Source organism: Amycolatopsis samaneae, assembly GCF_039541975.1.
Lineage (GTDB): Bacteria > Actinomycetota > Actinomycetes > Mycobacteriales > Pseudonocardiaceae > Amycolatopsis > Amycolatopsis samaneae.
Genome location: NZ_BAABHG010000018.1, coordinates 19,554 through 41,587, shown reverse-complemented (window position 1 = coordinate 41,587; position 22,034 = coordinate 19,554). Strand labels below are relative to the sequence as shown.

General features: G+C 69.8%; 19 protein-coding genes. 9 read left to right on the top strand and 10 right to left on the bottom strand.

The window, feature by feature from the left end; all coding sequences use genetic code 11:
* Positions 1-2: 2 nt before the first annotated feature.
* On the bottom strand, positions 3-356 hold the full coding sequence (locus tag ABD987_RS36770) for a hypothetical protein (protein ID WP_345405340.1): 354 nt from the start codon (positions 354-356) through the stop codon (positions 3-5).
* A gap of 355 nt (positions 357-711) precedes the next feature.
* Here ABD987_RS36770 and ABD987_RS36765 point away from each other — a divergent pair, with 355 nt between their 5' ends.
* Both ABD987_RS36765 and ABD987_RS36760 read left to right on the top strand, forming a co-directional pair.
* Positions 712-2,106: an NsdA family TPR-like regulatory protein gene (locus tag ABD987_RS36765; protein WP_345405337.1), complete on the top strand. Its 1,395-nt coding sequence runs from the start codon at positions 712-714 to the stop codon at positions 2,104-2,106.
* Positions 2,107-2,128: 22 nt separating this feature from the next.
* Positions 2,129-3,016, top strand: a complete 888-nt coding sequence (locus tag ABD987_RS36760; RefSeq protein WP_345405334.1) for a phosphotransferase enzyme family protein — start codon at positions 2,129-2,131, stop codon at positions 3,014-3,016.
* Positions 3,017-3,208: 192 nt separating this feature from the next.
* On the opposite strand, the gene ABD987_RS36755 is transcribed toward ABD987_RS36760, so the two are convergent.
* The 5 genes from ABD987_RS36755 to ABD987_RS36735 form a co-directional block, all read right to left on the bottom strand.
* On the bottom strand, positions 3,209-5,275 hold the full coding sequence (locus ABD987_RS36755) for an ATP-binding protein (protein WP_345405331.1): 2,067 nt from the start codon (positions 5,273-5,275) through the stop codon (positions 3,209-3,211).
* Between the two features lie 112 nt (positions 5,276-5,387).
* Complete coding sequence (locus ABD987_RS36750) at positions 5,388-6,416, bottom strand: copper resistance D family protein (protein WP_345405328.1); 1,029 nt, start codon at positions 6,414-6,416, stop codon at positions 5,388-5,390.
* A complete protein-coding gene (locus ABD987_RS36745) occupies positions 6,416-6,973 on the bottom strand; it encodes a copper resistance CopC family protein (RefSeq protein ID WP_345405326.1) in 558 nt (185 codons plus the stop codon). The genes ABD987_RS36750 and ABD987_RS36745 overlap by 1 nt, the downstream gene beginning before the upstream one ends.
* Positions 6,973-7,761: a YcnI family copper-binding membrane protein gene (locus ABD987_RS36740; RefSeq protein WP_345405323.1), complete on the bottom strand. Its 789-nt coding sequence runs from the start codon at positions 7,759-7,761 to the stop codon at positions 6,973-6,975. Before ABD987_RS36740 ends, ABD987_RS36745 begins: the two co-directional genes overlap by 1 nt.
* A 71-nt stretch (positions 7,762-7,832) precedes the next feature.
* Positions 7,833-8,318, bottom strand: a complete 486-nt coding sequence (locus tag ABD987_RS36735) for a hypothetical protein (RefSeq protein ID WP_345405733.1) — start codon at positions 8,316-8,318, stop codon at positions 7,833-7,835.
* A gap of 361 nt (positions 8,319-8,679) precedes the next feature.
* Here ABD987_RS36735 and ABD987_RS36730 point away from each other — a divergent pair, with 361 nt between their 5' ends.
* From ABD987_RS36730 to ABD987_RS36715, 4 genes are read left to right on the top strand one after another with little or no spacing between them, the layout of a single operon-like run.
* A complete protein-coding gene (locus ABD987_RS36730) occupies positions 8,680-9,327 on the top strand; it encodes an ABC transporter permease (RefSeq protein WP_345405320.1) in 648 nt (215 codons plus the stop codon).
* Entirely contained in the window at positions 9,314-10,504 is a 1,191-nt protein-coding gene (locus tag ABD987_RS36725) for an ABC transporter ATP-binding protein (protein WP_378214240.1), read from the top strand. The genes ABD987_RS36730 and ABD987_RS36725 overlap by 14 nt, the downstream gene beginning before the upstream one ends.
* Entirely contained in the window at positions 10,501-11,280 is a 780-nt protein-coding gene (locus tag ABD987_RS36720) for an ABC transporter permease (RefSeq protein ID WP_345405314.1), read from the top strand. Before ABD987_RS36725 ends, ABD987_RS36720 begins: the two co-directional genes overlap by 4 nt.
* Positions 11,281-11,300: 20 nt before the next feature.
* Entirely contained in the window at positions 11,301-12,266 is a 966-nt protein-coding gene (locus ABD987_RS36715) for a glycine betaine ABC transporter substrate-binding protein (protein ID WP_378214247.1), read from the top strand.
* Here ABD987_RS36715 and ABD987_RS36710 read toward each other — a convergent pair.
* From ABD987_RS36710 to egtD, 3 genes are read right to left on the bottom strand one after another with little or no spacing between them, the layout of a single operon-like run.
* Positions 12,259-13,101, bottom strand: a complete 843-nt coding sequence (locus ABD987_RS36710) for an alpha/beta fold hydrolase (RefSeq protein ID WP_345405308.1) — start codon at positions 13,099-13,101, stop codon at positions 12,259-12,261. The genes ABD987_RS36715 and ABD987_RS36710 overlap by 8 nt on opposite strands.
* 26 nt (positions 13,102-13,127) lie before the next feature.
* Positions 13,128-16,265, bottom strand: coding sequence for an amino acid adenylation domain-containing protein (locus ABD987_RS36705; RefSeq protein ID WP_345405305.1), 3,138 nt, complete (start codon positions 16,263-16,265; stop codon positions 13,128-13,130).
* 43 nt (positions 16,266-16,308) lie between these two features.
* Positions 16,309-17,280, bottom strand: a complete 972-nt coding sequence (egtD, locus tag ABD987_RS36700) for an L-histidine N(alpha)-methyltransferase (protein ID WP_345405302.1) — start codon at positions 17,278-17,280, stop codon at positions 16,309-16,311.
* 243 nt (positions 17,281-17,523) lie between these two features.
* Between egtD and ABD987_RS36695 the strand changes: the two genes are divergently transcribed.
* Positions 17,524-18,981: an MFS transporter gene (locus ABD987_RS36695; protein WP_345405299.1), complete on the top strand. Its 1,458-nt coding sequence runs from the start codon at positions 17,524-17,526 to the stop codon at positions 18,979-18,981.
* 7 nt (positions 18,982-18,988) lie between these two features.
* Here ABD987_RS36695 and ABD987_RS36690 read toward each other — a convergent pair whose 3' ends face one another.
* Positions 18,989-19,453 (bottom strand): DUF6474 family protein, encoded by a 465-nt coding sequence (locus ABD987_RS36690; RefSeq protein WP_345405296.1) that lies wholly within the window; start codon positions 19,451-19,453, stop codon positions 18,989-18,991.
* A 90-nt stretch (positions 19,454-19,543) separates the two neighbouring features.
* Between ABD987_RS36690 and ABD987_RS36685 the strand changes: the two genes are divergently transcribed.
* Together ABD987_RS36685 and ABD987_RS36680 are read left to right on the top strand one after the other, a co-directional pair.
* Positions 19,544-21,187, top strand: a complete 1,644-nt coding sequence (locus ABD987_RS36685; protein WP_345405293.1) for a TM0106 family RecB-like putative nuclease — start codon at positions 19,544-19,546, stop codon at positions 21,185-21,187.
* Positions 21,188-21,274: 87 nt separating this feature from the next.
* Positions 21,275-21,922, top strand: coding sequence for a PadR family transcriptional regulator (locus ABD987_RS36680; RefSeq protein WP_345405290.1), 648 nt, complete (start codon positions 21,275-21,277; stop codon positions 21,920-21,922).
* Positions 21,923-22,034: the final 112 nt, after the last annotated feature.

The window sequence follows — 22,034 nt, the reverse complement described above, 5'->3', positions numbered from 1 at the left end:
CGTTACCTTTCCGCCATCTTGGCGGCTTCGTTGAGCGCGGCCCTGAGCTGGCCGAGCTGGCCGGAGGTCAGTCGCGCCGTCTCGCCGGGAGGCGACACGAGGACCACCTGGTTGTCTTCGACGAAAACCGTGACCGCGCGTTCGCGGCTGATCAGGTCGCCGCACTGCACACGCCAGACCAGCTGCCCGCCTTCGTAGCGGCGCAGGCTCGCGGTGCGGGGGTCGACGGGCGCGGAGGTGACGGGGCGGGGCCCTGGTGTCGTGTTCATGGTCGCCGCCTGCGTGATCGCCGCCTGCCGCACAGGTCGTGTGGCGGTACCGGCGTGCCTGGCCGCGATCGAGTCCACGAACTCCACTGGCTCTTCTCCGCTCTGTCGTGCCGCGCTGTCCGGCTCCTGTGTCCGGGTCGACTCCCGTGTTCGGGCCGGCTCCCGTGTTTGGGTCGACACTGTCCTCTCGACCGGTTTTCGTAGCTCTCCGTAATCGCTGCCGGTATCCGGACGGTGACGGAGATCTGACAACTACAGTGAAGTGAAACCGGGTGCGATAGAAGGTCGAAACGGCGTCATAGCGGTGACCGGGCGAGGTTCCACGGTAAGCGGTCAAGGAACTTCGCCCCGACCGATCAGGGTGCGGTTTCGCTGTTTCACACGGTTCAAGAGCTTTGCCTACGCTGTTTCCCAGACGCCCGATGGACGGTGAGGGGTCGCAATGGACGCCGGTAAAGGCGGCAACGGACCTGGTTCCGAGGCCCGGCAGGGTCAGACGGTTCCCCCCGAGGCCTGGGAGCAGGTCGACATGCGGGAGGCGCTGTCCGTCCGGGACGTGAGTGCGGTCTACCGGTTGTTGCGCAAGCACGGGATCTCGCAGCGCCAGATCGCCGCGATGACCGGGCAGTCACAGTCCGAGGTGTCGGAGATCCTCAAGGGTCGGCAGGTCATGGCCTACGACGTGCTCACGAGGATCGCCGACGGCCTGGGTGTCCAACGTGGATACATGGGCCTCGCCTACGACGAGGCGACAGCGATACGGGTCGTCGGCTCCGTCGGCGGCCAGCAGGCTGAGGAGGACGAATCCGTGAAGCGACGGAGGTTCCTCGCGCACGCCGCCCAGGTCACGATGGGCGCGGCGGTGTTCGGAGCGGAATCGGGGACGTGGGCGGCCGGGCCGGCACGGACACCGGCGCCCGGCCGGATCGGGATGACCGACGTCCGCCAGGTGGAGGCCGCGACCAGGGCACTGCGGGCGCTGGACTACCAGTACGGCGGCGGCTTCTGCCGGGACGCCGTGGTGGCGCAGCTGTCCTGGGGACAGCAGATGCTGGAGGCCACCGGCGCCGATCCGGTCAAGACCCGGCTCTACACCGCGCTCGCCGACCTGCACAGTCTCGCCGGCTGGACCTCGTTCGACACCGGTCTGCTCGACTCCGCCCGCGGTCACTTCGCCAACGCGCTCGACCTGGCGAAACAGGGCGAGAACCACCCGCTCGTCGCGAACGTGCTCTACCGGATGGGCCGGGTCTACCTGCACCAGGACGCGGCGAACGACGCGCTCAAGCTGTTCCAGCTCGGCCAGATCGCCGCGCAGGAATCCGGTTCCGAGCTGGCGGTCGCCGTGTTGTGCGCCAACGAGGCGTGGGCCTACGCGATGATGGGCAACGAGGAGCAGGCGGTGAAGCTGCTCGGCCGGAGCAAGGACAAGTTCGAGCGGGCCAACCTCGCCGAGGCGGAGTCCTTCTTCAAGTTCTTCACCGAGACCGACGTCTACGCCATGGTCGGCACCGTGCACACTGTGCTCGCGCAGAAGAACGCCGAGCACACCAAGTACGCCATCCCGGCGCTGACCCGCGCGGTCGACTCCTACGACGACGGCATGGCACGCAGCAAGGCGTTCATGCTCAGCGCGCTGGCCACGAATCACCTGCTCGAAGGCGATATCGACCACGGCGCGAAGGTCGGAGGCAAGGCCGTCGACTGCGCGGAGAGCCTCAAGTCCGAGCGGGTCAAGGACCGGATGCGGCCGCTGCGGGAGGAAGCCGAACGACGCAGCAACAACCCCGACGCCCGTGACCTCGCCGGCCGCCTGCACGACTTCTACGCGGCCTGAGCCAGGAGTCGCTGGGACCGTCTTGGACGGCCGGTTCACGCCCGAAAAACTCTACGGCGCGCTGACGTCGACGTGCGCGTCGCTCGGTCTCGATCCCGCCGGAGCACGGCTGCTGCGCTTCACGAACAACGCGGTGTACGCGCTGGCCACGGCCCCGGTCGTGGTCCGGATCGTCGGTTCGACCCGGCTGAGGCATCGCGTCGGTACCGTGGTCCGGGTCGCGAAGCACTTCGAACGGCACGGAGTTCCGGCGATCCGCCTGCTCGACGGCGTCGAGCAGCCGCTGCACGTCGGCGAGCACCTGGTGACCGTCTGGCACGAGGTGCCGAGCACCGGCCGCCCGGCGACCGTCGCCGATCTGGCCCTGCTGCTGCGCCGGGTGCACGCGCTCGAACCGCCGGACGGCCTCGCCGCGTGGGCGCCGCTCGCCGCCGTGCGGGCGAGGGTGTCCGACGCCGAGGAACTCGCCGAGGGCGACCGGAACTTCCTGCTGGACCGCTGCGCCGAGCTGGACGACGCGCTGGCCTCGCTGGACTTCGCCCTGCCGCGCGGGCTGGTGCACGGCGACGCCTACCCCGGCAACCTCATCCCCGGGCCGGACGGCCCGGTGCTGTGCGACTTCGACTCCGCCGGGGTCGGGCCGCCGGAGTGGGACCTGACGCCGCTCGCCGTGGGCCGTGAGCGGTTCGGTGACCCGTCCGGGCAATATCGGGCGTTCACCGCCGCGTACGGCTTCGACGTCACCGCCTGGCCCGGGTTTTCGGTGCTCAGGGCCGTGCGGGAACTGAAGCTGACGACCAGTGTGCTGCCCATTCTGCGGAGTCACCCGCAGGTACGGCCCGAGTTGTACCGGCGGCTGGACGATCTGCGGCACGGCCGCACCGGAACGCGCTGGACGCGGTATCGCTGACCTCGCGCAATGCGCCAAATGCACGTGCATTCGGCGATGACAAAAGACCGCTCGCCGCATTCGAATAATCGTCTTCGGAGAGTAGAGAATTCTGCCCGACAGGTCACCTCCAATGGATCACGCTTCCCCCAATTGTGCAAGTTGCAGCTACGGGGGGTGACCAATTTTCCGGGCGTCCCTCTTTGGGGACGGTCAAAGCCCCTCGATCCGCCGACGCAGTTCGTCAGCTTCCGGACGGCCGAGCCCGACGAAGATGGGCAACGCCTGGTTGTACAGCCGTTGCGCCGCCTCGACGTCGCCTTCGGCCTCGGCCACCTCACCCAGCGCCTGTAGCGTCCGCGCCTCCTCGAACGGCGAACCGCTCTCGTGCATCGCCTCCTGGGCGAGGGCGAGTTCCGCACGGGCGGTCGCGAAGTCGCCGGAGGCACCCAGCGCCCGGCCGAGTTCGATCCGCGCCCGCGCCGCGTTGTAGCCGTCGCCCTGCGCCGCGAGCGAATCCCGCGCCCGCACGAGGTGCTCGACGGCTTCGGCCACCCGGCCCGCCCTGACCAGCGTGGCGCCGAGGTTGATCAGCGCGAGTCCGACGTCGTGCGGCCGGTCGAGGCGTTCGCTGATCCGCAGGTCCTCGGTGAACGCGTCGAGTGCCGCGTCGATCCGGCCACGTCGCAGGGCGACCAGGCCGAGTCCCTCGACCGAGCGGATCGCGATCACCGGGTCGTCGCCCGCGAGCGCGACCTCGTGGCCGCGCCGGTAGTGGCCCTCCGCCTCGTCGTACTTCCCGGTCGCCCTCGTCGCCGCGCCGCTGCGGTTGTGCATCAGCGCCTCGGCCGAGCGGTTTCCCCACCGCCGGGCGTGCCGCACCCCGAGCTGGCTGACCTGGAGGAAGTTCGGATAGTGCTTGTGCAGCAGGAACAACGGCCACATCGCGGCCGCGAGCTGCCAGCCGAGCTCGTACATCTCGTACTCGTGCGCGAGTTCGATCGCGGCGATGAGGTTCGCGCGTTCGAGCTCCAGCCATCCGAGCGCGGCCTCCCTGGTCTCGAAGGACACCCGGCTCGCCGGCCGGTGCGCGTAGGCGTAGGGGATCGGGCTCTGGTCGGGTGTGGTGAGGGCGGCGGTCTCGCTCGCCGTGTGGAGGTACCACTCCAGCATGCGCCGGACGACGGTTTCCCGGTCCTTCGCCGACGTCTTCTCCGCGGCGTGCTTCCTGATCAGGTCGTGGAAGGTGTACCGGTCGTCGCCGCGGTCCTCCAGCAGTCCGTCGGCGACGAGCCGGTGGAGCAGCTCTTCGGTCGCTTCGACGGTTTTGCCGATCGACGCGGCGGCCACCCCGCTGCCGAACTCGGCGCCGGGGTGCAGCCCGAGCGCTCCGTAGAGGGCGGCTGCGTCCGGCGGGAGTGCCTCGTAGGACCAGTTGAAGACGCCGTCCACCGGAGCCATCCCTTCCGCCGCGATCGCCAGCGGCCGCTCGCGTAGTTCGATCACCACCTTGGTGAGGGACAACTTAGGGCGTTCGGCCAGTTTCGCGGTGACCACGCTCAGCGCGACCGGCAACCCGCCGCACGCGCCGACGATGTCCCGCGCCTGCTCCGCCTCCGCGGCCACCCTGGCCTCGCCGACCGTCCTGACGAGCAGTTCCGTGCTGTGCGCGCTGGTCAGCGGGGCGAGTTCGACGATCCGCGCGCGGTGCTCGGTCTGGAGCACGCCCAGCCGTCTGCGGGAGGTCACGATCACCAGGCTGCCCGCGGACGCGGGCAGGAGCGGGTCGAGCTGCGCGAAGGTGCCCGCGTTGTCGAGCAGGACGAGCAGCGGCCGGTCGGTGGTCACCGTGCGGTAGAGCGCCGCGAGCTCCTCGACGTCGGCGGGGAGGCTCTGCTGCGGGACGCCCAGCGCGCGGAGGAACCGGCCGAGCACCTCCGCCGGGGTGAGTGGTCCGGTGGTGCTGAAGCCGCCGAGGTCGACCGAAAGCTGGCCCTGCGGGAAGTGGTGGCTGACCCGGTGTCCCCAGACGCGCGCGAGCGCGCTCTTGCCGACCCCGGCTGGGCCGCTGATCAGCCGGATCGCCGGTCCGTCCTGCCGGTCCTCGGCCAGCGACCGGTCCAGCAGGTCGAGTTCGGCCGACCGGTTGGTGAAGTTCCGCGGCACGCGGGGCAGCTGACGGGGTGACCCGTCGGACGGCGAGACCGTGGCCGTGCCCTGCCGTGGCCGGGGCACCCGTACCGTGCCCACCTCGCCGTCGCCCTGCTGCTGGTCGCCCATGGCCGCGTTTTCCTCCGTAGGAAATCCAAACCGACGAGGAGAGCATCCACGGTGAATCGATCAGGACAAGGGAATCCCCGGAAATGCGGCCGGATGGCCTAGCCGGGTCCGCTTAGGAGAGCGCGACCGGGGCGCGGGTCAGCACCACCGCGAACCCGAACGCCAGCCCCATCACGGTCAGCTCCAGCGCCGCCCACGCGGCGAACGCGGTCCGGTTGTGCCGGATGATCAGCGGCATCAGCCGCCAGCGCGCGTGCGCGCCGAGCAGCGCGATCGCACCGGTGCAGACCAGCTTCAGCAACACCAGCTGACCGTAGGGCGTGGTGAACACCCCGGCCCAGAAGCCGATGGTCGGGTTGAGCGAAATCTCGATGATCCCGTTGAACAGCCCGGTGGCCGCAGAGAGGATCAGGCACAACGTCGCCAGCTTCGAAAACCGCGGCAGCGCGTGCGCGAGCAGCGTCCGGTTGCCGATCAGCAGCACACCCATCGCGCCGAGCCCGCCGGTCCAGGCGACGGCGCTCATGACGTGCAGCTCCATCGAGATCATCGTGTAGTCGTGGAAGTTCCAGTTCGACGCGTGCCCGGTGACCGGCAGCGGCAGCAGCGCGAACAGGCCCAGCCCGACCCGCACCTCGGCGGGCACTTTTTCGCCGTGCCGCAACGAAAGCACGCCGAGCCCGGCGTGCAGCAGCGCGAGGGCGGCCACGATGACGAGTGCCTTCCCGGCGCCGACCTCGGCGATGTAGCTGCCGATGTCGGCCATGGACAGCCTCGGCGATCCCGGTTTGAACTCGGCGGTCTGCAGGATGAGCGTGACGATCGCGGTCGCCGCCCACACCAGCGCCGCGGCGACGCCGGCGGGGCGGGCGAGCCGCATGATCGGCTCGGTGAGTTTCGGCCGGTCGTAGCCGACCAGCACGGAGAGCAGCGCCAGCCCGATCGTGGTCACCGCGGCGAGGTCCAGCAGGACCCGCACGACCGGGATGGCGGCCGAGACCACCGGGCTGACCTGTGCCACCCCGGGCACCGGGGCGGTCGCGGTCAGCGCGACGCCGACGAGGGCGCCGACGAGGCCCGCCGCCACGGCGCTCACCAGCGTGGCGTAGCGGACGCCCCCGGTGGTCCCGGCCTGTGTCATCAGTCGCTCTTCTCCTTGGTGCCGCCGGTGCGGAGCGCGACGGTCAGCCCGATCGCGAGCAGCACGACGGCGCCCGCGATCCACACCCAGATCGGTACGCCGCCGCCCGAGGACGCGGGCTGCGCCGCCCCTGCGGGCTGACCCGTCCCGCCGGAGCGCGCCGCGTCGACGCTCGCCGGCGTGCCGGTGCCCGCGGCGGTGAGGGTGAACGGGATCTCCCCGGTCACCGCGTGCCCGTCCGCGGAGAGGATGCGGTAGCCGATGGTGTACTTCCCGGCAGGGCCGAGCGCGCGTAGCGGGGCGCTGACGACGTTGTTCTCGACCTTGACCGGGCCCTCGGCCCATTGTCCGCCGTTCGGGCCGGTGACCGCGATCTGGTTGACGTCGGCGTTCTGCACGTACTGGTCGAAGGTCAGCTTGACCTGGGACGGCCCCGTCGCGACCGAGGCGTCCTTCGCCGGGTCGGAGGAGATCAGCACGTTGTGCGCCAGCGCCGGGGTGGCCGTGGCGAGCAGGGCCACCCCGGTGATCGCGAGCGCGGCGAGCGCTTTGCGCATTACTTCGTTCCCTCTTCGTTCTGCTCGTGCTGCGTGGTGCCGGTGGTGGCGGCCGGACGGCGGGAGCGCGCGATCGCGCCGATCCCGAAGCCGAGACCGAGCGCGCCGACGACGAGTCCGGCGCCGCCGAGCCAGCGTGCGGTGTTGTCCGATGCGGACGATGCTGCCTCGGCGTGCTCACCCTCGCCGGACTTGCTCGCCTGCGCCCCGCCGTGCGCGTCCCCGCTCGCGCCCTTCGCGGCCAGCTTCACGACCGGGGCCGGGTGCTCGGGCTCCCCGCCACCCGGAGGCGTCGGCTGGTTCCAGTTGACGACCTTGCCGCTGTCGTAGGTCTGCTCGGTGGGGAACTCGATCTGGTCGAGGTTGGGGAGCGCGCCGGCGCTGACCTGGAACTCCTCGAACGAGGTGTTGCCGGGGCCGATCTTGGTGCCCGGCTGCGCGGTCCAGGTCACCTTGGTGACGGCCTGGGTGACCTGCGTGCCGGACGCGGTGGTCACCGGGGCGGGCAGCTGGGTCTTGTCGACCTGGGCGGTCCAGCCGGGGACCGGCTTGGTGCGGACGCTGGCGAGGCCGTATTCGGGCTTGACGGTGACCGAGACCTTGACGGTCGCCGCGTTGGCGTCCTCGTTCGGCACCCGGAAGAAGATGGCGCCGTATCCGCCCTTCGTGGGCTGGGTGCCGTAGACGTTCGCGGTGACGTGGGCGGAGGCGATGCCGGCGCCGAGCAGGCCGGTGACGCCGATCGTGGCGGCCAGGAAACCGGCGCGCCGGAAGACGTGCTTGGACATGGAAACTCCTGAACAGGGGATGGGACCGGCGGAACCTCGGAGAGTTCGCCGGTGAAGGAGGGGGTTCGGGTTCAGGAGTGCCGCGGCGGTCCGCGTCGCCCGTGCGCGCGGCGGAGCTGGACGTCGAGCAGGTGACCGGGTCCCGCGGTGCGGACCGGCAGCGGGGCGGGGGCCGCGGCGGGCACCGGCACGGTGCCGAACAGCAGCGGGAGAACCGCACGCAGTCCGGAAAGGGCCGCGAGCAGCATCGCGTCCGCGCGGGCGAGCAGGAGCGCGGTGCACACCGTGGCGACGACATGCGCCGCGATCATGGTGACCCCGGCGCCTGCCGCGGGCAGGTCGTGCCCGGCGAGGGTGGTGAGCACCAGGTGCATGACCAGCTGGCCGCCGCCGAGCAGGGCGATGGTGGCGAGCGGTCCGCGCGCCTTCCCGGCGAGCGCGGTGGCCGTCCAGCCGATGAGTCCGGTGAGCAGCAGGGTCAGCGCCGCGTCCGGTACCCCGCCGTCGGCGAGGGCGTGCGCGGTGACGGCGAGTGCCGCCGAGCTGACGGCGAGCAGGCCACCACGCACAGCGCGTAACGCGCAGCGAGGTCGGCCTGGTGTGTTCACCCGGACAAGGTTAGAGGAGCACCCCAACGTGAGCGAGCACTCGCCCGCGGTGCGCACCTGGTGGGACAAACCCGTACAGCTTCGTGACAATCACCCGTTTGTGCTGGTCAAGGGGTTTCGTTCGGGTTAAGTCGGGGCGACACGGGGGGTCTGACTGTTGCCGAACACAGAGTGATGGGGAACGGTGTTTTACCAACGGCGGTCAAGGGGGTTTGAGCCGACTCTGTTCCGGGTAGTGACATTGCCGATCAGAGGGTTACTCCGAACGAGTGACGGTGATCCTCCACACGCGGCAGGAGAACAGACACGGATGAATCTCTTCGAGTACATCTCGGACCGGTGGGACAAGCTCTATCTGGAAGCGCTCCTGCACGTCAGTGTGGTGGTCCAGTGCACGATCCTGGCGGCGGTCATCGGGGTACTGGTCGGTGTGGCGGTCTACCGCAGTCCGGTCGGGTCCGCCGTGGCCACCGCGCTGGCCAGCACGATCCTGACGGTGCCCTCCTTCGCGTTGCTGGGTCTGCTGATCCCCCTCTCCGGTCTGGGTTCGACCACGACGGTCATCGCGCTCGTCCTGTACGCGCTGCTGCCGATCGTCCGGAACACCATCGTCGGCCTCTCGGCCGTCGACCCCGCCATCTCCGATGCCGCGCGCGGCATCGGGATGAGCCGCCTCGGCGTGCTCGCCAGGGTCGAGCTGCGACTGGCCTGGCCCGCGGTCCTCGCCGGCATGCGGGTCGCTACCCAGATGCTGATGGGCATCGCGGTCATCGCGGCCTACGCGAAGGGGCCGGGTCTCGGCGGCGAGGTGTTCTCCGGGCTGACCAACGCCGGGAGCACCAACTCGCTCAACCAGGCGCTGACCGGGACGGTCGGGGTGGTCATCCTCGCGCTCGTCCTCGACGGCATCTACGTCCTGATCAATCGTTTCACCGTTTCTAGGGGTGTCCGTGGCTGAGCACGAGAAGGTTTCCGGCGTCGAGATCGAGCTGGATCACGTCACCAAGCGCTACTCCGGCACGCGCGAGCCCGCCGTCGACGACTTCTCGATGGTCGTGCCCGCGGGCAAGATCGTCGTGTTCGTCGGCCCCTCCGGCTGCGGCAAGACGACGACGATGCGGATGATCAACCGGCTGATCGAGCCGACGTCGGGGCGGATCACCATCGGCGGTGAGGACGCGCTGAAGTTCGACGTCGACAAGCTGCGTCGCGGCATCGGCTACGCGATCCAGCAGGCCGGGCTGTTCCCGCACTTCACCGTCGCACAGAACATCGGCGTGGTGCCGGGGCTGCTCGGCTGGGACAAGAAGAAGGTCACCGACCGGGTCGAGGAGATGATGGACCTGGTCGGCCTCGACCCTCGTGACTTCCGCGACCGCTTCCCGCGCCAGCTCTCCGGCGGCCAGCAGCAGCGCGTCGGGGTGGCGCGGGCGCTCGCCGCGGACCCGCCGGTGCTGCTGATGGACGAGCCGTTCGGCGCGGTCGACCCGATCACCCGGGGCAACCTGCAGGACGAGCTGCTGCGGCTGCAGACCGAGCTGAAGAAGACGATCGTGTTCGTCACGCACGACTTCGACGAGGCGGTCAAGCTCGGCGACAAGATCGCGGTGCTCGGCAACAGGTCGTCGATCCTGCAGTACGACACCCCGGAGGCGATCCTCGCCAACCCGGCCGACGACACGGTCGCCGGATTCGTCGGCGCGGGCGCGTCGCTCAAGCAGCTGACCCTGCTGCGCGTGCGCGACGTGGAACTGAAGCAGGAAGCGCTCACCGCCGGGATCGACGAATCCCCGGCGGAGGTCCGGCAAAAGCTCGCGGGTCAGCGGAGGCAGTTCGTGCTCGTGCTGGACGCCAAGCGGCGGCCCGCGCGCTGGGTGCACGGCCGCGAGCTGGTCTCGGCGACGTCGCTGGAAAACGCGGGGCGTCCGCTGCGTGACGTGGTCAGCCTCCAGTCGACGCTGCAGGACGCGCTCGAAGCGATGCTCGCCGAGGGCGGCGCGGTGCCGGTCACCGGTTCCCGCGGCGAGTACGCCGGGACGATCCACCTGGAGACGGTGATCGCGACGATCCAGCAGCTGCGGGACGAGCACGCCGACGACCACGAGGCGGACGAGTCGGAAGGCGCACCCGCATGACGACCGTCGTCGACACCGGTTTCACCACCGAGTCCAGCTCGAAACGGGCCGAACGCGTCCGGCTGTTCGCCCAGCCCGTGGTGGTGCTCGCGATCGTCGCGGCGGTGCTGATCTGGGTGTTCTCCAGCGGGCTGACCACGACGGAGAAGGAGACGCTCAACGCGGGGTACCTGCTCACCGCGTTGAAGGACCACATCCTCATTACGCTCGTGGTCACCGCGATCGTGCTCGTGGTGGCGGTACCGCTCGGCATCCTGGTGAGCCGGCCGTGGGCGAAGTGGGCGGCGCCGGTGTTCCTGGCGATCGCGAACATCGGCCAGGCCGCGCCCGCGCTCGGTGTGCTGGTGCTGTGGTTCATCGTCACGGGTGCCACCGGCGGGATCTGGGTGGCGGCACTGCCGCTGGCCTTCTACTCGCTGCTGCCGGTGCTGCGGAACACCATGGTCGGCCTGCAACAGGTCGACCCGTCGCTGGTCGACGCCGGGCGCGGCATCGGGATGTCCGGGGCGGGGGTGCTGTGGCGCGTCGAAATCCCGCTGGCCATCCCGCTGATCCTGGCGGGGCTGCGCACGTCGTTGGTGCTGGCGGTGGGGACCGCGACGTTCGGCACGTTCGTCAACGCGGGCGGGTTCGGTCTCCTGATCGACACCGGCTACAAGCTCAACCTGACGAAGGTGCTCATCACCGGCTCGGTGCTGGCCGTCGCGCTGGCGCTGCTGGTGGACTGGCTGGGCGCGGTCACCGAGCAGTACTTCGGACCGAAGGGACTTCGCTGATGCGGCGCTTGAAGCACAGGATGGCGCGCCGGGTCGCGGCGCTGGCCGGGGCGGTGGTGCTTTCGGCGTCGTTGGCCGGGTGCGGGCTGGACGTCAACACCGGGGTGCCGTACACGATCCACCCTGGCTCGATCCAGCCGATCCCGTCGCTGGAAGGGCTGAAGGTGACGGTGGGGTCCAAGGACTTCACCGAAAACATCCTGCTCGGGTACATGGCGGAGATGGCGCTGTCCGCCGCGGGCGCGGACGTCACCGACCTGACCGACATCAAGGGTTCGAACTCGGCGAGGCAGGCCCTGCTCAACGGGCAGACCGACATCTCGTGGGAGTACACCGGCACCGGATGGATCAACTACCAGGGCAACGAACTGCCGGTGCCGGGCGGGGAAAAGGCGCAGTACGACGCGACCAAGGCCGCCGACGAAAAGAAGTTCGGCATCACCTGGCTGAACTACTCGCCGCTGAACGACCAGTACGCCTTCGCGGTGACCGAGGCCTACGGCGCACAGCACAACTTGAAGACGACGTCGGATCTGACGGCGTTCCTCAAGCAGAAGCCGGATCAGGCGGTGTTCTGCCTGGAGCCGGAGTTCACCAGCAGGCAGGACGGATTCCCGGCGGCGCTCAAGGCGTACGGTTTCCCGAACCCGACGGTGAAGAACTTCGGCACCGGGACCATCTATTCGGCGGTGGCCAACGGGACCTGCCCGATCGGTGAGGTGTTCACCACCGACGGCCGGATCTCGGGGCTGAACCTGCGGGTGCTGGAAGACGACAAGAAGGCGTTCCCGCAGTACAACGCGGTGCCGACGATGCGCCTGTCCTTCCTGAACGACCACCCCGAGGTGCGCGGTCCGCTGGAGGCGGTGGCCGCGGCGCTCGACAACAAGCAGATGATCGAGCTGTGCAAGCAGGTGGACGTCGACGGCCGGGACGCGGGGCAGGTCGCCCGCAACTGGATGATCTCCAAGGGCTTCATCAAGTAGAGCCGTGGTTCTCGCCGTTCGGCCGGGACGCCTGGGCGCTCCGTGTCCCGGCCGAACGGGAGAGCTGCTCGACGTGGCCGACCAGTTCCGCGAACCGGGCCGGATGGGTCACGTGCGCCACGTGCCTGCCGCGCGGAACCTCGACGAACCGTCCGGCCTGGACCAGATCGGCCAGGCGCCGGGCGGTTTCGTGGTGATGGGGCAAGGATTCGGCACCGGCGGCGGTGACCAGCGGAACGTCGAAGTCGAGCGGATCGAAGCTCGGTTCGTCGAGCGTCGTGTCCAGCATTTCGGTCAGCAGCGCCGTTCCGTCGGCGGCGAGGTCCGCCCGGCCGGACCCTGACGGTAGCCGTGGACGGCCCGCCACCGCGCGGTGGAGCGCGTTCGCGACCGCCGCCGGATCGCCTTCCGCGGCCGACTCCCGGACCACGCGTTCCCACGGAGCCTCGTCCGGCCACCACGGTAACCAGCGCACCGGCGGCTCGAAGGCCACGACGCCCCGGGTCAGCTCCGGCCGGGCGGCGGCCGCGGCGAGTGCGACGAGTCCGCCGTAGCTGTGGCCGACCAGGATCGGTTCACGCACCGTCTCGGCGATCTCGATCAGGTCACCCACGTGATCGGCGAGCGTGGTCCGCCGGTCGCCGAGCGTGCGGGACCGGCCCCATCCTCGTCGGTCGTAGCCGATCACGCTCCACTCGGAAAGACGGTCGGCGGTCTGCCGGAAGCTGGCCGCCCGGTCCATCGAGCCGTGGACGAAGACGACAGTTCCCCTCGCGGCCTGGACAGCCACCCGTCTGGTGATCGATGGCCGGTTGCGTACGGAACGGGTGCTCACGACAGTCCTCCCCGGTGATCCGATGGTCAGCCCGCCGGGCGTCGCCCGGCGATGTGGTGGGACATTTCGGCGGGCGTGGGGTGGTCCAGGAGTACTTCGACGTCGATCTCGGTGGTCATCTGGCTCTCCAGGCCGGAGAGCAGCGTCGCGGTGGTCAGGGAATCGCCGCCGAGCGAGAAGAAGTCCGAATCCGCCTTCACCCGCTGCTGTGGCACGCCGAGGCAGTCGGCGAACAGCCGCGAGATCCGCCAGGTGAGCCGTGAATGCTCCCGAAGATCGCCACGTTCGTCGTGGTGCCGGACGACGGTCTCCGCCGGTCGCGCGGGGGCGTCGGACGGCGCCGCCGGCCGTCCGGCCTTCCCGTTCGTGGTCAACGGAACGTCGTCGACCACGGTGAACACCGCCGGGATCATTCCGCTGTGCAGCCGTTCGGCGAGGTGGGCTCGTACGGCCGCCTCGTCGAACATGTCGCGTGCGGTGGTGACGGTGGCTTCGAGCCGGCCTTCTCGCACGTCCGCCTTCGCGAACGTGACGCCGGGGACGGCCGCGAGTACTCGCTCGACCTCCTCGAGCTCGATACGTTGGCCCCGGATCTTCACCTGACGGTCACGCCGGCCGAGGTACTCCAGCGAACCGTCCGGCAGCCAACGGCAGATGTCGCCGGTGCGGTACACCAGCTGCCCGGGCGCCGTTTCCGCCGGGGCGGGCGCGAACCGTTCCTCCATGAGCGCCGGTTCCCACAGGTAGCGGCCGATGCCGAGACCGCCGATGCACAGCTCACCGGCCTCACCGACCGGCAGCGGGCGCGACCGTTCGTCGAGTACGTAGGTGCGCTTGTTGGCCACCGGACGGCCGATGGGCGGATCCCCCGGCGCCGATCGCTCGCATTCGTGCCAGGTCGCCAGCACCGCCGTTTCCGCCGGGCCGTAGAGGTTGAGGAAGCGACGTCCCGGTGCGCTCCACTTGGCCAGTACCGCGGCGGGGAGCCGCTCGCCCGCGGCCGCGGCGATGCGGAGATCGGGCAGGTCCGTTTCCGGCAGCGCCGCCCAGACCGAGGGGGTGAGGATGACGGTGGTGATGCGCTGCCCGCGCAGTAACCGTGCCAGCGGCGGTCCCACGGTGAGGCTGGGCCGCGGGGCGAGGACCAGCACCGCTCCGCTCAGCAGCGCGAGCATGATGTCGGCGACGCAGCCGTCGAAGTTCGGCGAGAGGAACTGCAGGACGCGGTCGTGCGGGCCGAGGCGGAAGATCTGCCGCTGCGCCACATGGAGGTTGACCACGCCTTCGTGGCTGACGGCGATGCCCTTGGGGCGGCCGGTCGTTCCGCTGGTGAACACCACGTACGCGGTGTTGCCGGCGGAGACGCCGGTCAGCGGCCCCCGCGTCTCCACCGGACCGACGTGCGGCACGAACACCGGTACCGATCGGCCCGCCGCGCTTTCCCGGAGCGTCGGCGCCGTTTCCGTGTCGGCGAGTATCAGCGCGGCCCTGGCCTGGCGCACCATGGAATCGAGACGTTCTTCCGGACAGGAGGGGTCGCACAACAGGAAGGCGCCTCCGGCCTTCGCGATGGCGAGCGTGCTCACGACGAGGTTCGCCGAACGTTCCATCACCACCGCGACCAGGGCCTCCGGCTGGATCTCGTGGGCACGGAGAGTCCGCGCGAGGGCGTTGGCACGCTGGTCGATCTCACGATAGGTGTGTTCGCCGGCCGGGTCCTCGACGGCCACGGCGTCGGGGGTGAGACGTGCCCGGTGTTCGAACACCTGGTGCCAGAGCCCCGTCGGTCCGATCGGGGTTCCGGTGTCGTTCCAGTCGACCAGCAGATGATGGCCGGCGTGGTCGGGCAGCGGCGCCCGCACCGGCGGAGTCTCCCCGACCCGAACGCTCACCCGGGCCGGGCACCGCGTGTTCGGGTGGGGACCCCAGCGGACCGCGTCGGCACCGGGCTGGACACCGTATTCGGCGTAGCGGTCCAGGAAGCCGAGGATCGCCCAGCGCGCGGTCCGTTCCGCGTACGGGGCGCCAAGGCAGTAGTGCCTGCCCAGGCCGAAGCCCAGATGCCTGGCCTCCCGGCGCGCGATGTCCAGCCTGTGCGGCTCGGTGAACTCCCGGGGATCCAGGTTGGCGGCGGCGAGGTGAACGAGGATCGTGCTGTCCGCCGGAATCCGGTGGCCTGCCAGCTCCACGTCCGTCGTCGTCCTGCGGGCCACGTACTGGCTCGACCCGTTCAGCCGCATGACCTCGTTGATGGCCGAGTCGATCAGGTGGGGCTCCGCACGTAGGCGTCGTTGCTGGTCCGGGTGCCCGTCGAGCAGCACCAGCGCGGAGGAGACGAGCTGCGTCAACGTCTGGTAGCCGCCGCCAAGCAACACGACGCAGTTGGCCGCGATGAGGTCGAGCGGGGCGTTCTCCCTGGCGGCCGGCCCCTCGGCGAGACCGACGGCCAGCGCGCTCAGGATGTCGTCGCCCGGAGCGGCGATCCGGGCATCGGCTTCCGCCCGGAAGAAAGCCAGCGCCTCGTCGAGTACGGGAATGACGCTCTCGTCCTGGATGTCCGGGAGGGTCGACAAGCTGCCGAGAAGCGTTTCGTAGGCCTCCGCCCATTTCGTGATGTCCGGTTCGTGCCCGGGAATCCCGAGCAGTGCGCAGACGAGGGGCGAGGAGAGCTTGGCGGCGAAGCCGGTGATCAGCTCGATCGTGCCGTGCGACGGGAGTTCGCGTATCGCGCGCTGCGCGATTTCGCGCATGATCTCGTCGTGTTCGGCCACCTTGCCCGGGGTGAAATGGCTTTGCAGGCAGGACCGGATCCGGGTGTGGTCCGGCGGGTCGGTGAACAGCATTTGCTCGACGGTCATCTTCGCGACACCGGCGGCGGGGCCGAGCCTGCGGTGGTCGAGCGCTTCCGCGGTGCGTGCCCTGGCCGACGAGAAATTCCGGAAACCGGTCAGTACCTCGACGGATTCGCGATAGCCGGAACACACCCAGATATGGCTGACCTCGTCGAAGAAGACCGGCCCGAGTTCCCGTATCGGATCGATGTACCGATTGGGGTCGGCGATGACCTCCGGCCGCGACAGATTGTGGATGCCATGCCTGGAACGGTGGTAGGGTGGGCGGCCTTGACGGTCATCGAATAGGTCGGGTGCGCTCTGCCCGGTCACGACACTCCCCTTACGTGTCCAGGTGCTTTGTTTGGCCGGTCGGCTAGCGAGACGACAAGCCGAGCATGAAGAGGTCTTCGGAGTCCGTCCACCATTTCCGCGGCTCGAACCCGGCGTCGGCCAGCTCCCGGGAGAAGTCGTCCTTGTGGAACTTCGCCGAAATATCGGTGCGGAAGTGTTCGTCCGCCGAGAAGTGCACTTCCAGATCCAGCCCCGCCAGCTTGACCGTCATCGGTTTGGTGGCTCGCAGAAAGCCTTCCATCCGGTTTTCCGTGTCGTTCCAGCGCACGACGTGGTCGAAGCTCATCGGGTCGAAGTCGGCGGCCACGGACCGGTTCAGCATGTGCAGGACATTGCGGTTGAACTCGGTCGCCACGCCGGCGGGGTCGTCGTAGGCCGCGAGGATGACCTCGGGGTCGGTGACCTGGCCGGCGCCGATGAGCAGGAGGTCGCCAGGGGCGAGAACCTCATGGAGCGTCGTCAGGAAGCCCGCCCGCTCGGCCGGTGGCAGGTTCCCGATGGTGCCGCCGAGGAAGGCGACCAACCGCGGGCCGTCGCCGACGCTCACCGGCGCGAGATCCTGGGAGAAGTCCGCGACCACGCCGTGGATCGCCAGTTCTGGGTAGTCGCGGGCCAGCTGGACCGTGGCTTCGTGCAACGCGCTGTAGGACACATCGAACGGGACGAAGGTCCGAACAGGGGAGCCGATTTCGGCGTAGGCGTCGAGCAGCAGTCTTGTCTTTTCCGAGGACCCTGAGCCGAGTTCTACCAGTGTTTCCACTTTCGCGTGCTTCGCGATGTCCTGCGCCGAGGTGCGGAGAAGTTCCCGCTCGATTCGGAAAGGATAGTACTCGGGGGTGCGAGTAATCCTTTCGAAGATAGCGCTTCCTTCACTGTCCCAGCGCCATTTTGGCGGCAGCTGCTTGCGCTGGGCGGTCAGGCCTTCGGTCACGTCTTTGAGCAGTTCTGCTTTCGCGTCATTTTCGGTGAAGCGAATTTCGATCGCCGGATCCACTGTTGGATCGTGCATCTTTGGCCCTCACCCTTCGTTGCGTCACAATTTGCGCTCTCAAGGCTTTGAGCAATTCGCGATAAATTGATGGCAAAACCGTATGGCCCCCTATGCTGGCTGTAGTCTATCTCGACGGTCGAAGGTTCGACTCTTCCATCTGGGTGAAATTAACGACGATGAGTCTGATCTGGTAGCTTTGTCACAGACGAGGTGGGAATCCGAAAGCCGCTGACCAGAGGGGGCTCAATGGCTTCGGTGGGGACGCGTGCCGGGTCGATGTCCGAGGAGAGCCCGTCGCGACTGTTGCTGGTCGTCCTGGCGACATCGACACTCGTGAGCGCGATGGGCAACAGCATGATGACCGTGGTGCTGCCCCAGATTCGGACCGAATTCTCCGCGTCGCTGACCGCGCTGGGGTGGACCGCGACCGCGCAGCTTCTCGCCGTCGCCGTGTGTACGCCGCTTTGTGGGCGGTTTTGTGAGGTGTTCGGCCTCCGTGCCGTCTTCTGCGCCTCGGGCCTGACCTTCGCGGTGGCCTCTTCGGCCGCGGTGTTCGCGCCCGGCATGGGCACCCTGATCGCGGCTCGTGCCGTCCAGGGGGTGGGGGGCGCGGGGCTCATCGTGACCGCGTCGGTCGCGGTCGTCCAGCTGGTCCCGGCCGGACGGCGCGGCAGGGTGCTCGGCTTGACCGCGAGCGGGACGGCGGTCGGCCAGGCGTCCGGTCCGGCGCTGGGCGGCTTCGTCGCGCAGGCCGCGGGCTGGCGGGCGATGTTCGTGGTCACGGCCGTGCTCACCCTGGTCGTGCTGCTCGGCTCGCTGCGCGCGCTGCCGGCCGGCGACCCGGCGGCGCGCGGGCGCGGGCGGCGGGTCGATCTCGCCGGCGCGGGGATGTTCGCGGGCGGTGTCGCGCTGTCGCTGGTGGCGCTGACACAGGGCGCCCAGACGGGGGCGGCCGACGCCGTGCCGCTCGTCACCGGCCTCGTGTCGCTGCTCTTCTTCGCCGGATTCGGCTGGCGGATGTTCACCGCGGCCGAACCGTTCGTGCCGTCCACCCTGCTCGCCGACAAGCGGTTTCTGGCCGCTTGCGTGCTCGGCTTCCTCGGCCTTTGCGCCTTCCTGGCGACGGAAACACTCATCCCGCTGCTGTCCGCGTCGGCGAACGACCTCGGCAGCGGCCAGGTGGGGCTGGTCCTGCTACCGGGGACCGTGGCGATGATCCTGATCTCCGGCCCCGCCGGCCGGTGGCTCGACCGGGCGGGCACGCGGGTGGTCGCCACCACCGGGCTGCTCGTGACCGGTGGTTCCGCCGTGTTCCTGTCGACCTTCGCGGGAGCGTCCCCCGTGGTCGTTTCGCTCGGGATGCTGGGAATCGGGGTCGGGTTCGCGGTGACGACCGTTCCGGCGCAGGCCGCCGCGTCCTTCGCGGTCACCAAGAAGGGTGCGGGGGCGGGGCTCGGCCTGTTCCAGAGCGTCTATTCACTCGGGGGCGCGGTCGGCGCGGTGGTTTCCCCGGCGATGCTGGCCGTCCGGGAGGGTACGGGAGACGGCTGGAACATCCTGCACCCCGGAGGGGCGACCCACGGGTTCTCGGACGCCCTGCTCCTCGTCGGCGTGCCCGCGCTCGCCGCGCTGGCGGTGGTCCCGTTCCTGGCGCGTGGCCCCCGGGAGGGACGTCGGCGCGTGCTCCTGGGGGCGCCAGGCTGAGCCGCGGTCAGAGGCCGAGACGGTGCAGGAGCTGCCCTTCGAGCCGGTCGAGTTCCCCGGCGATGGCGCGGTGGGCCGGCTTGCGCCGCACCGTGGGCATGCGCTCGGCGGCGCGGACCGTGGCCGAGAGCTGCTCCAGCGTCGCCTGCGCGTCGGTGGCGAAGGCGAGGTCGGCTTCGGAGGCCTTCGACGACTTCCGCAACTCCGCCAGGCCCTGCGCCAGACCGGCGATCCGGACGTGCAGCGCGGCGCCGCGGCCGGTGTACTCGCCGAGCTGGTCGACCGGCACGCCCAGCTTCCGTGCCTGGTAGCGGTCGTACAGCTCGCGCGCGGCACCGGCGGCGCGGACGGCATAGGGCGCTACCACCGGGATCACGGCCGGGCCGATCACCTTGGCCACCGCGATGGCGTTCTTCGCCTTCTTCGGTGTGATCCGTGCCTCACCATCGACCTGCTTGGCCTTGCGCGCCATAGCCACCTCCGCGACGTGTCGAGGTCGAACTTACTGGTCCCCCAGGTGGCGGGCATGTCGGCCGGGGGATGTGCTTCTAAAGTGATCAGCATGGAACAGGAGGTAGTGCTCGACGCGGGAGCGGTCAGCCGCTGCCGTCGTCGCGTGCACCTCGAGCACGACCCGGCGATGCGCGGCGTCCCGCTCCCGCCGCCGGACCCGACAGCACAACAACGGATGGCCGACGCCGCGGCGCACCGCGAGGAGATCCTGCGGCGGCTCATGGCGGCGAACGGGCCGGCCGCGAACTGGGTGACGATCCCGCGTGACCTGCCGGCGGCCGAACGCGTGCGGCGCACCGAGCAAGCGCTTGCCGAGGGTGCCGGTCACGTCTGGGGCGCGTTGTTCCCCGTCGATCCCGCGGCGCACCGGCGCGGCGGCGTCGACCTGCTTGTCCACACCGGACAGGGCTACGTGCCGGTTCTCGTGGTGCGCCACCGCATCACCGACCGTGGCGCCGGCGCGCAGACGACGCCGCCCACCGACCTCGATCCCGGGCACCGGGCGCCGGACGAGCGGCGCAAGGTCCGCTCGCAGCCGCGTGACCAGCTGAAGCTCGCACATCTGCACCGGATGCTCCAGACGCTGGGTCACGCCGACCCGCGCGCGATCGGCGGGGTGATCGGCCTCGACGCGGACGTCGTGGTCTGGCACGACCTCACCGCGGGCACCTGGCCTGGCGGGCGCAGCGCGCTCGCGGAGTACCAGAGCCGGTTCGCCGACCGGGTCGCCGTCGCCACCGCGGCCGCGAACGGCGACGAACCGCTGGCGGCCCCGTCCCGGATCCTCGAATGCCGCCGGTGCCCGTGGTGGGCCACCTGCGAGACGGTGCTGACCGAGACCAGGGACGTCAGCCTCGTGGTGCGCGGCGAGGACGCGATGGAGCTGCGCCGCGCCGGGGTGTCCACAGTGGACAAGCTGGCCGCGCTGGACCCGGCGGACGAGCCGCCGCCGCTGAACTGGACGGGCGGGCCCTTCACCGACGCGATCCTGCTCGCCCGCGCCTGGCTGGCCGACCTCACCATGGTGCGCCGGGTCGACGTCGTCGAGGTGCCGCGCGCGGACGTCGAGGTGGACGTCGACATGGAGAGCTTCGGCGATTCCGGCGCGTATCTGTGGGGCTGTCTGCTCACCGGCGCCGACATCGGGCTGCCGCGCGGGTACCGGGCGTTCGCGACCTGGGATCCGTTGCCGACCCAGGACGAGGCCCGGTCGTTCGCCGAGTTCTGGGCCTGGTTGAGCGAGGTCCGGGAACGCGCCGCGGCCGCGGGGCTGACCTTCCGCGCCTACTGCTACAACGCGCTCGCCGAGAACCGCTGGCTGTTCGGCTCGGTGGAACGCTTCGGCGAACATCCCGGGATCCCCGGCCGCAAGGACATCGAGTCCTTTGTGGACTCCGAAGAGTGGGTCGACCTCTTCCGCAGCGTCACCGACCAGTTCCTGTGCTCGCACGGCAAGGGGCTCAAGGTGATCGCGCCGGTCGCCGGGTTCGCCTGGCGGGATCCGGAGGCAGGCGGTGAGGCGTCGATGCGCTGGTACCGCGACGCCGTCGGGATGGACGGCGACGCGCCGGACGACGGCCAGCGCGAGCGGTTGCTCCAGTACAACGAGGACGACGTCCGCGCGACCCATGCGCTGCGCGAGTGGATGAGCACCCGCGCGCAGGCCGAAGTCCCGTTCGCGCTCGACCTCTGATCTCTTAGTTTGTGAGATACTTGACGGGTCAGGCTGTGCCCTGCATACTCGTGTGCGAGTACTCGTCCACGAGTTGAGGAGCTTGCGATGGCGAAGCGGCGTAAGGTCGGCAACCTGCTCGGCCTCGCCGTGCTTTCGGCGCTGGTCGAGCGGCCGATGCATCCCTACGAAATCGCCTCCCTGCTGCGGGAACGCAACAAGGAGCGCGACATGAACATCAAGTGGGGGTCGCTCTACACCGTCGTCGGCAATCTGGAAAAGCACGGCTTCATCGCCGCGGTGGAGAACGTGCGGGACAGCGGTCGCCCGGAGCGGACGGTCTACCGGCTGACCCCGGCGGGCCGCGCCGAGTACGAGGACTGGGTCCGTGACCTGCTCGCGACGCCCGAGCGGGAACAGCCGCGTTTCGAGGCGGGGTTGTCGGTGATGGCGGCGCTCGGGCCGGACGAGGTCATCGAACTGCTGGTCCGCCGGGGCGACGCGCTGGCGGCCGAGGTCGCCGGAATGCGGGAAACCCTGTCCAGGACGGCGGAGGAGATCCCGCGGTTGCTGCTGGCCGAGGCGGAGTACGACCTCGCGATGCGCACGGCGGAGCTGAACTGGGTCCGCTCGTTCGTGGCCGAACTGACGTCCGGGGCGATGCCGGGTGTCGAAGCGTGGCGGCACTGGCACGCCACCGGGGAACTACCGGACGACCTGGCCGAACTGGCGGAGAGGGGGAGCACACAGGACTGAAGGGGCGACCCCGGCGGGTGCTGGCACACCGCGCCGGGGTCTGGGAACCTCGAACCGAACCCGCGTACGGATCCTGGCCACGAGGTGGCAGCGTCAGGATAGCCGGGGGCTC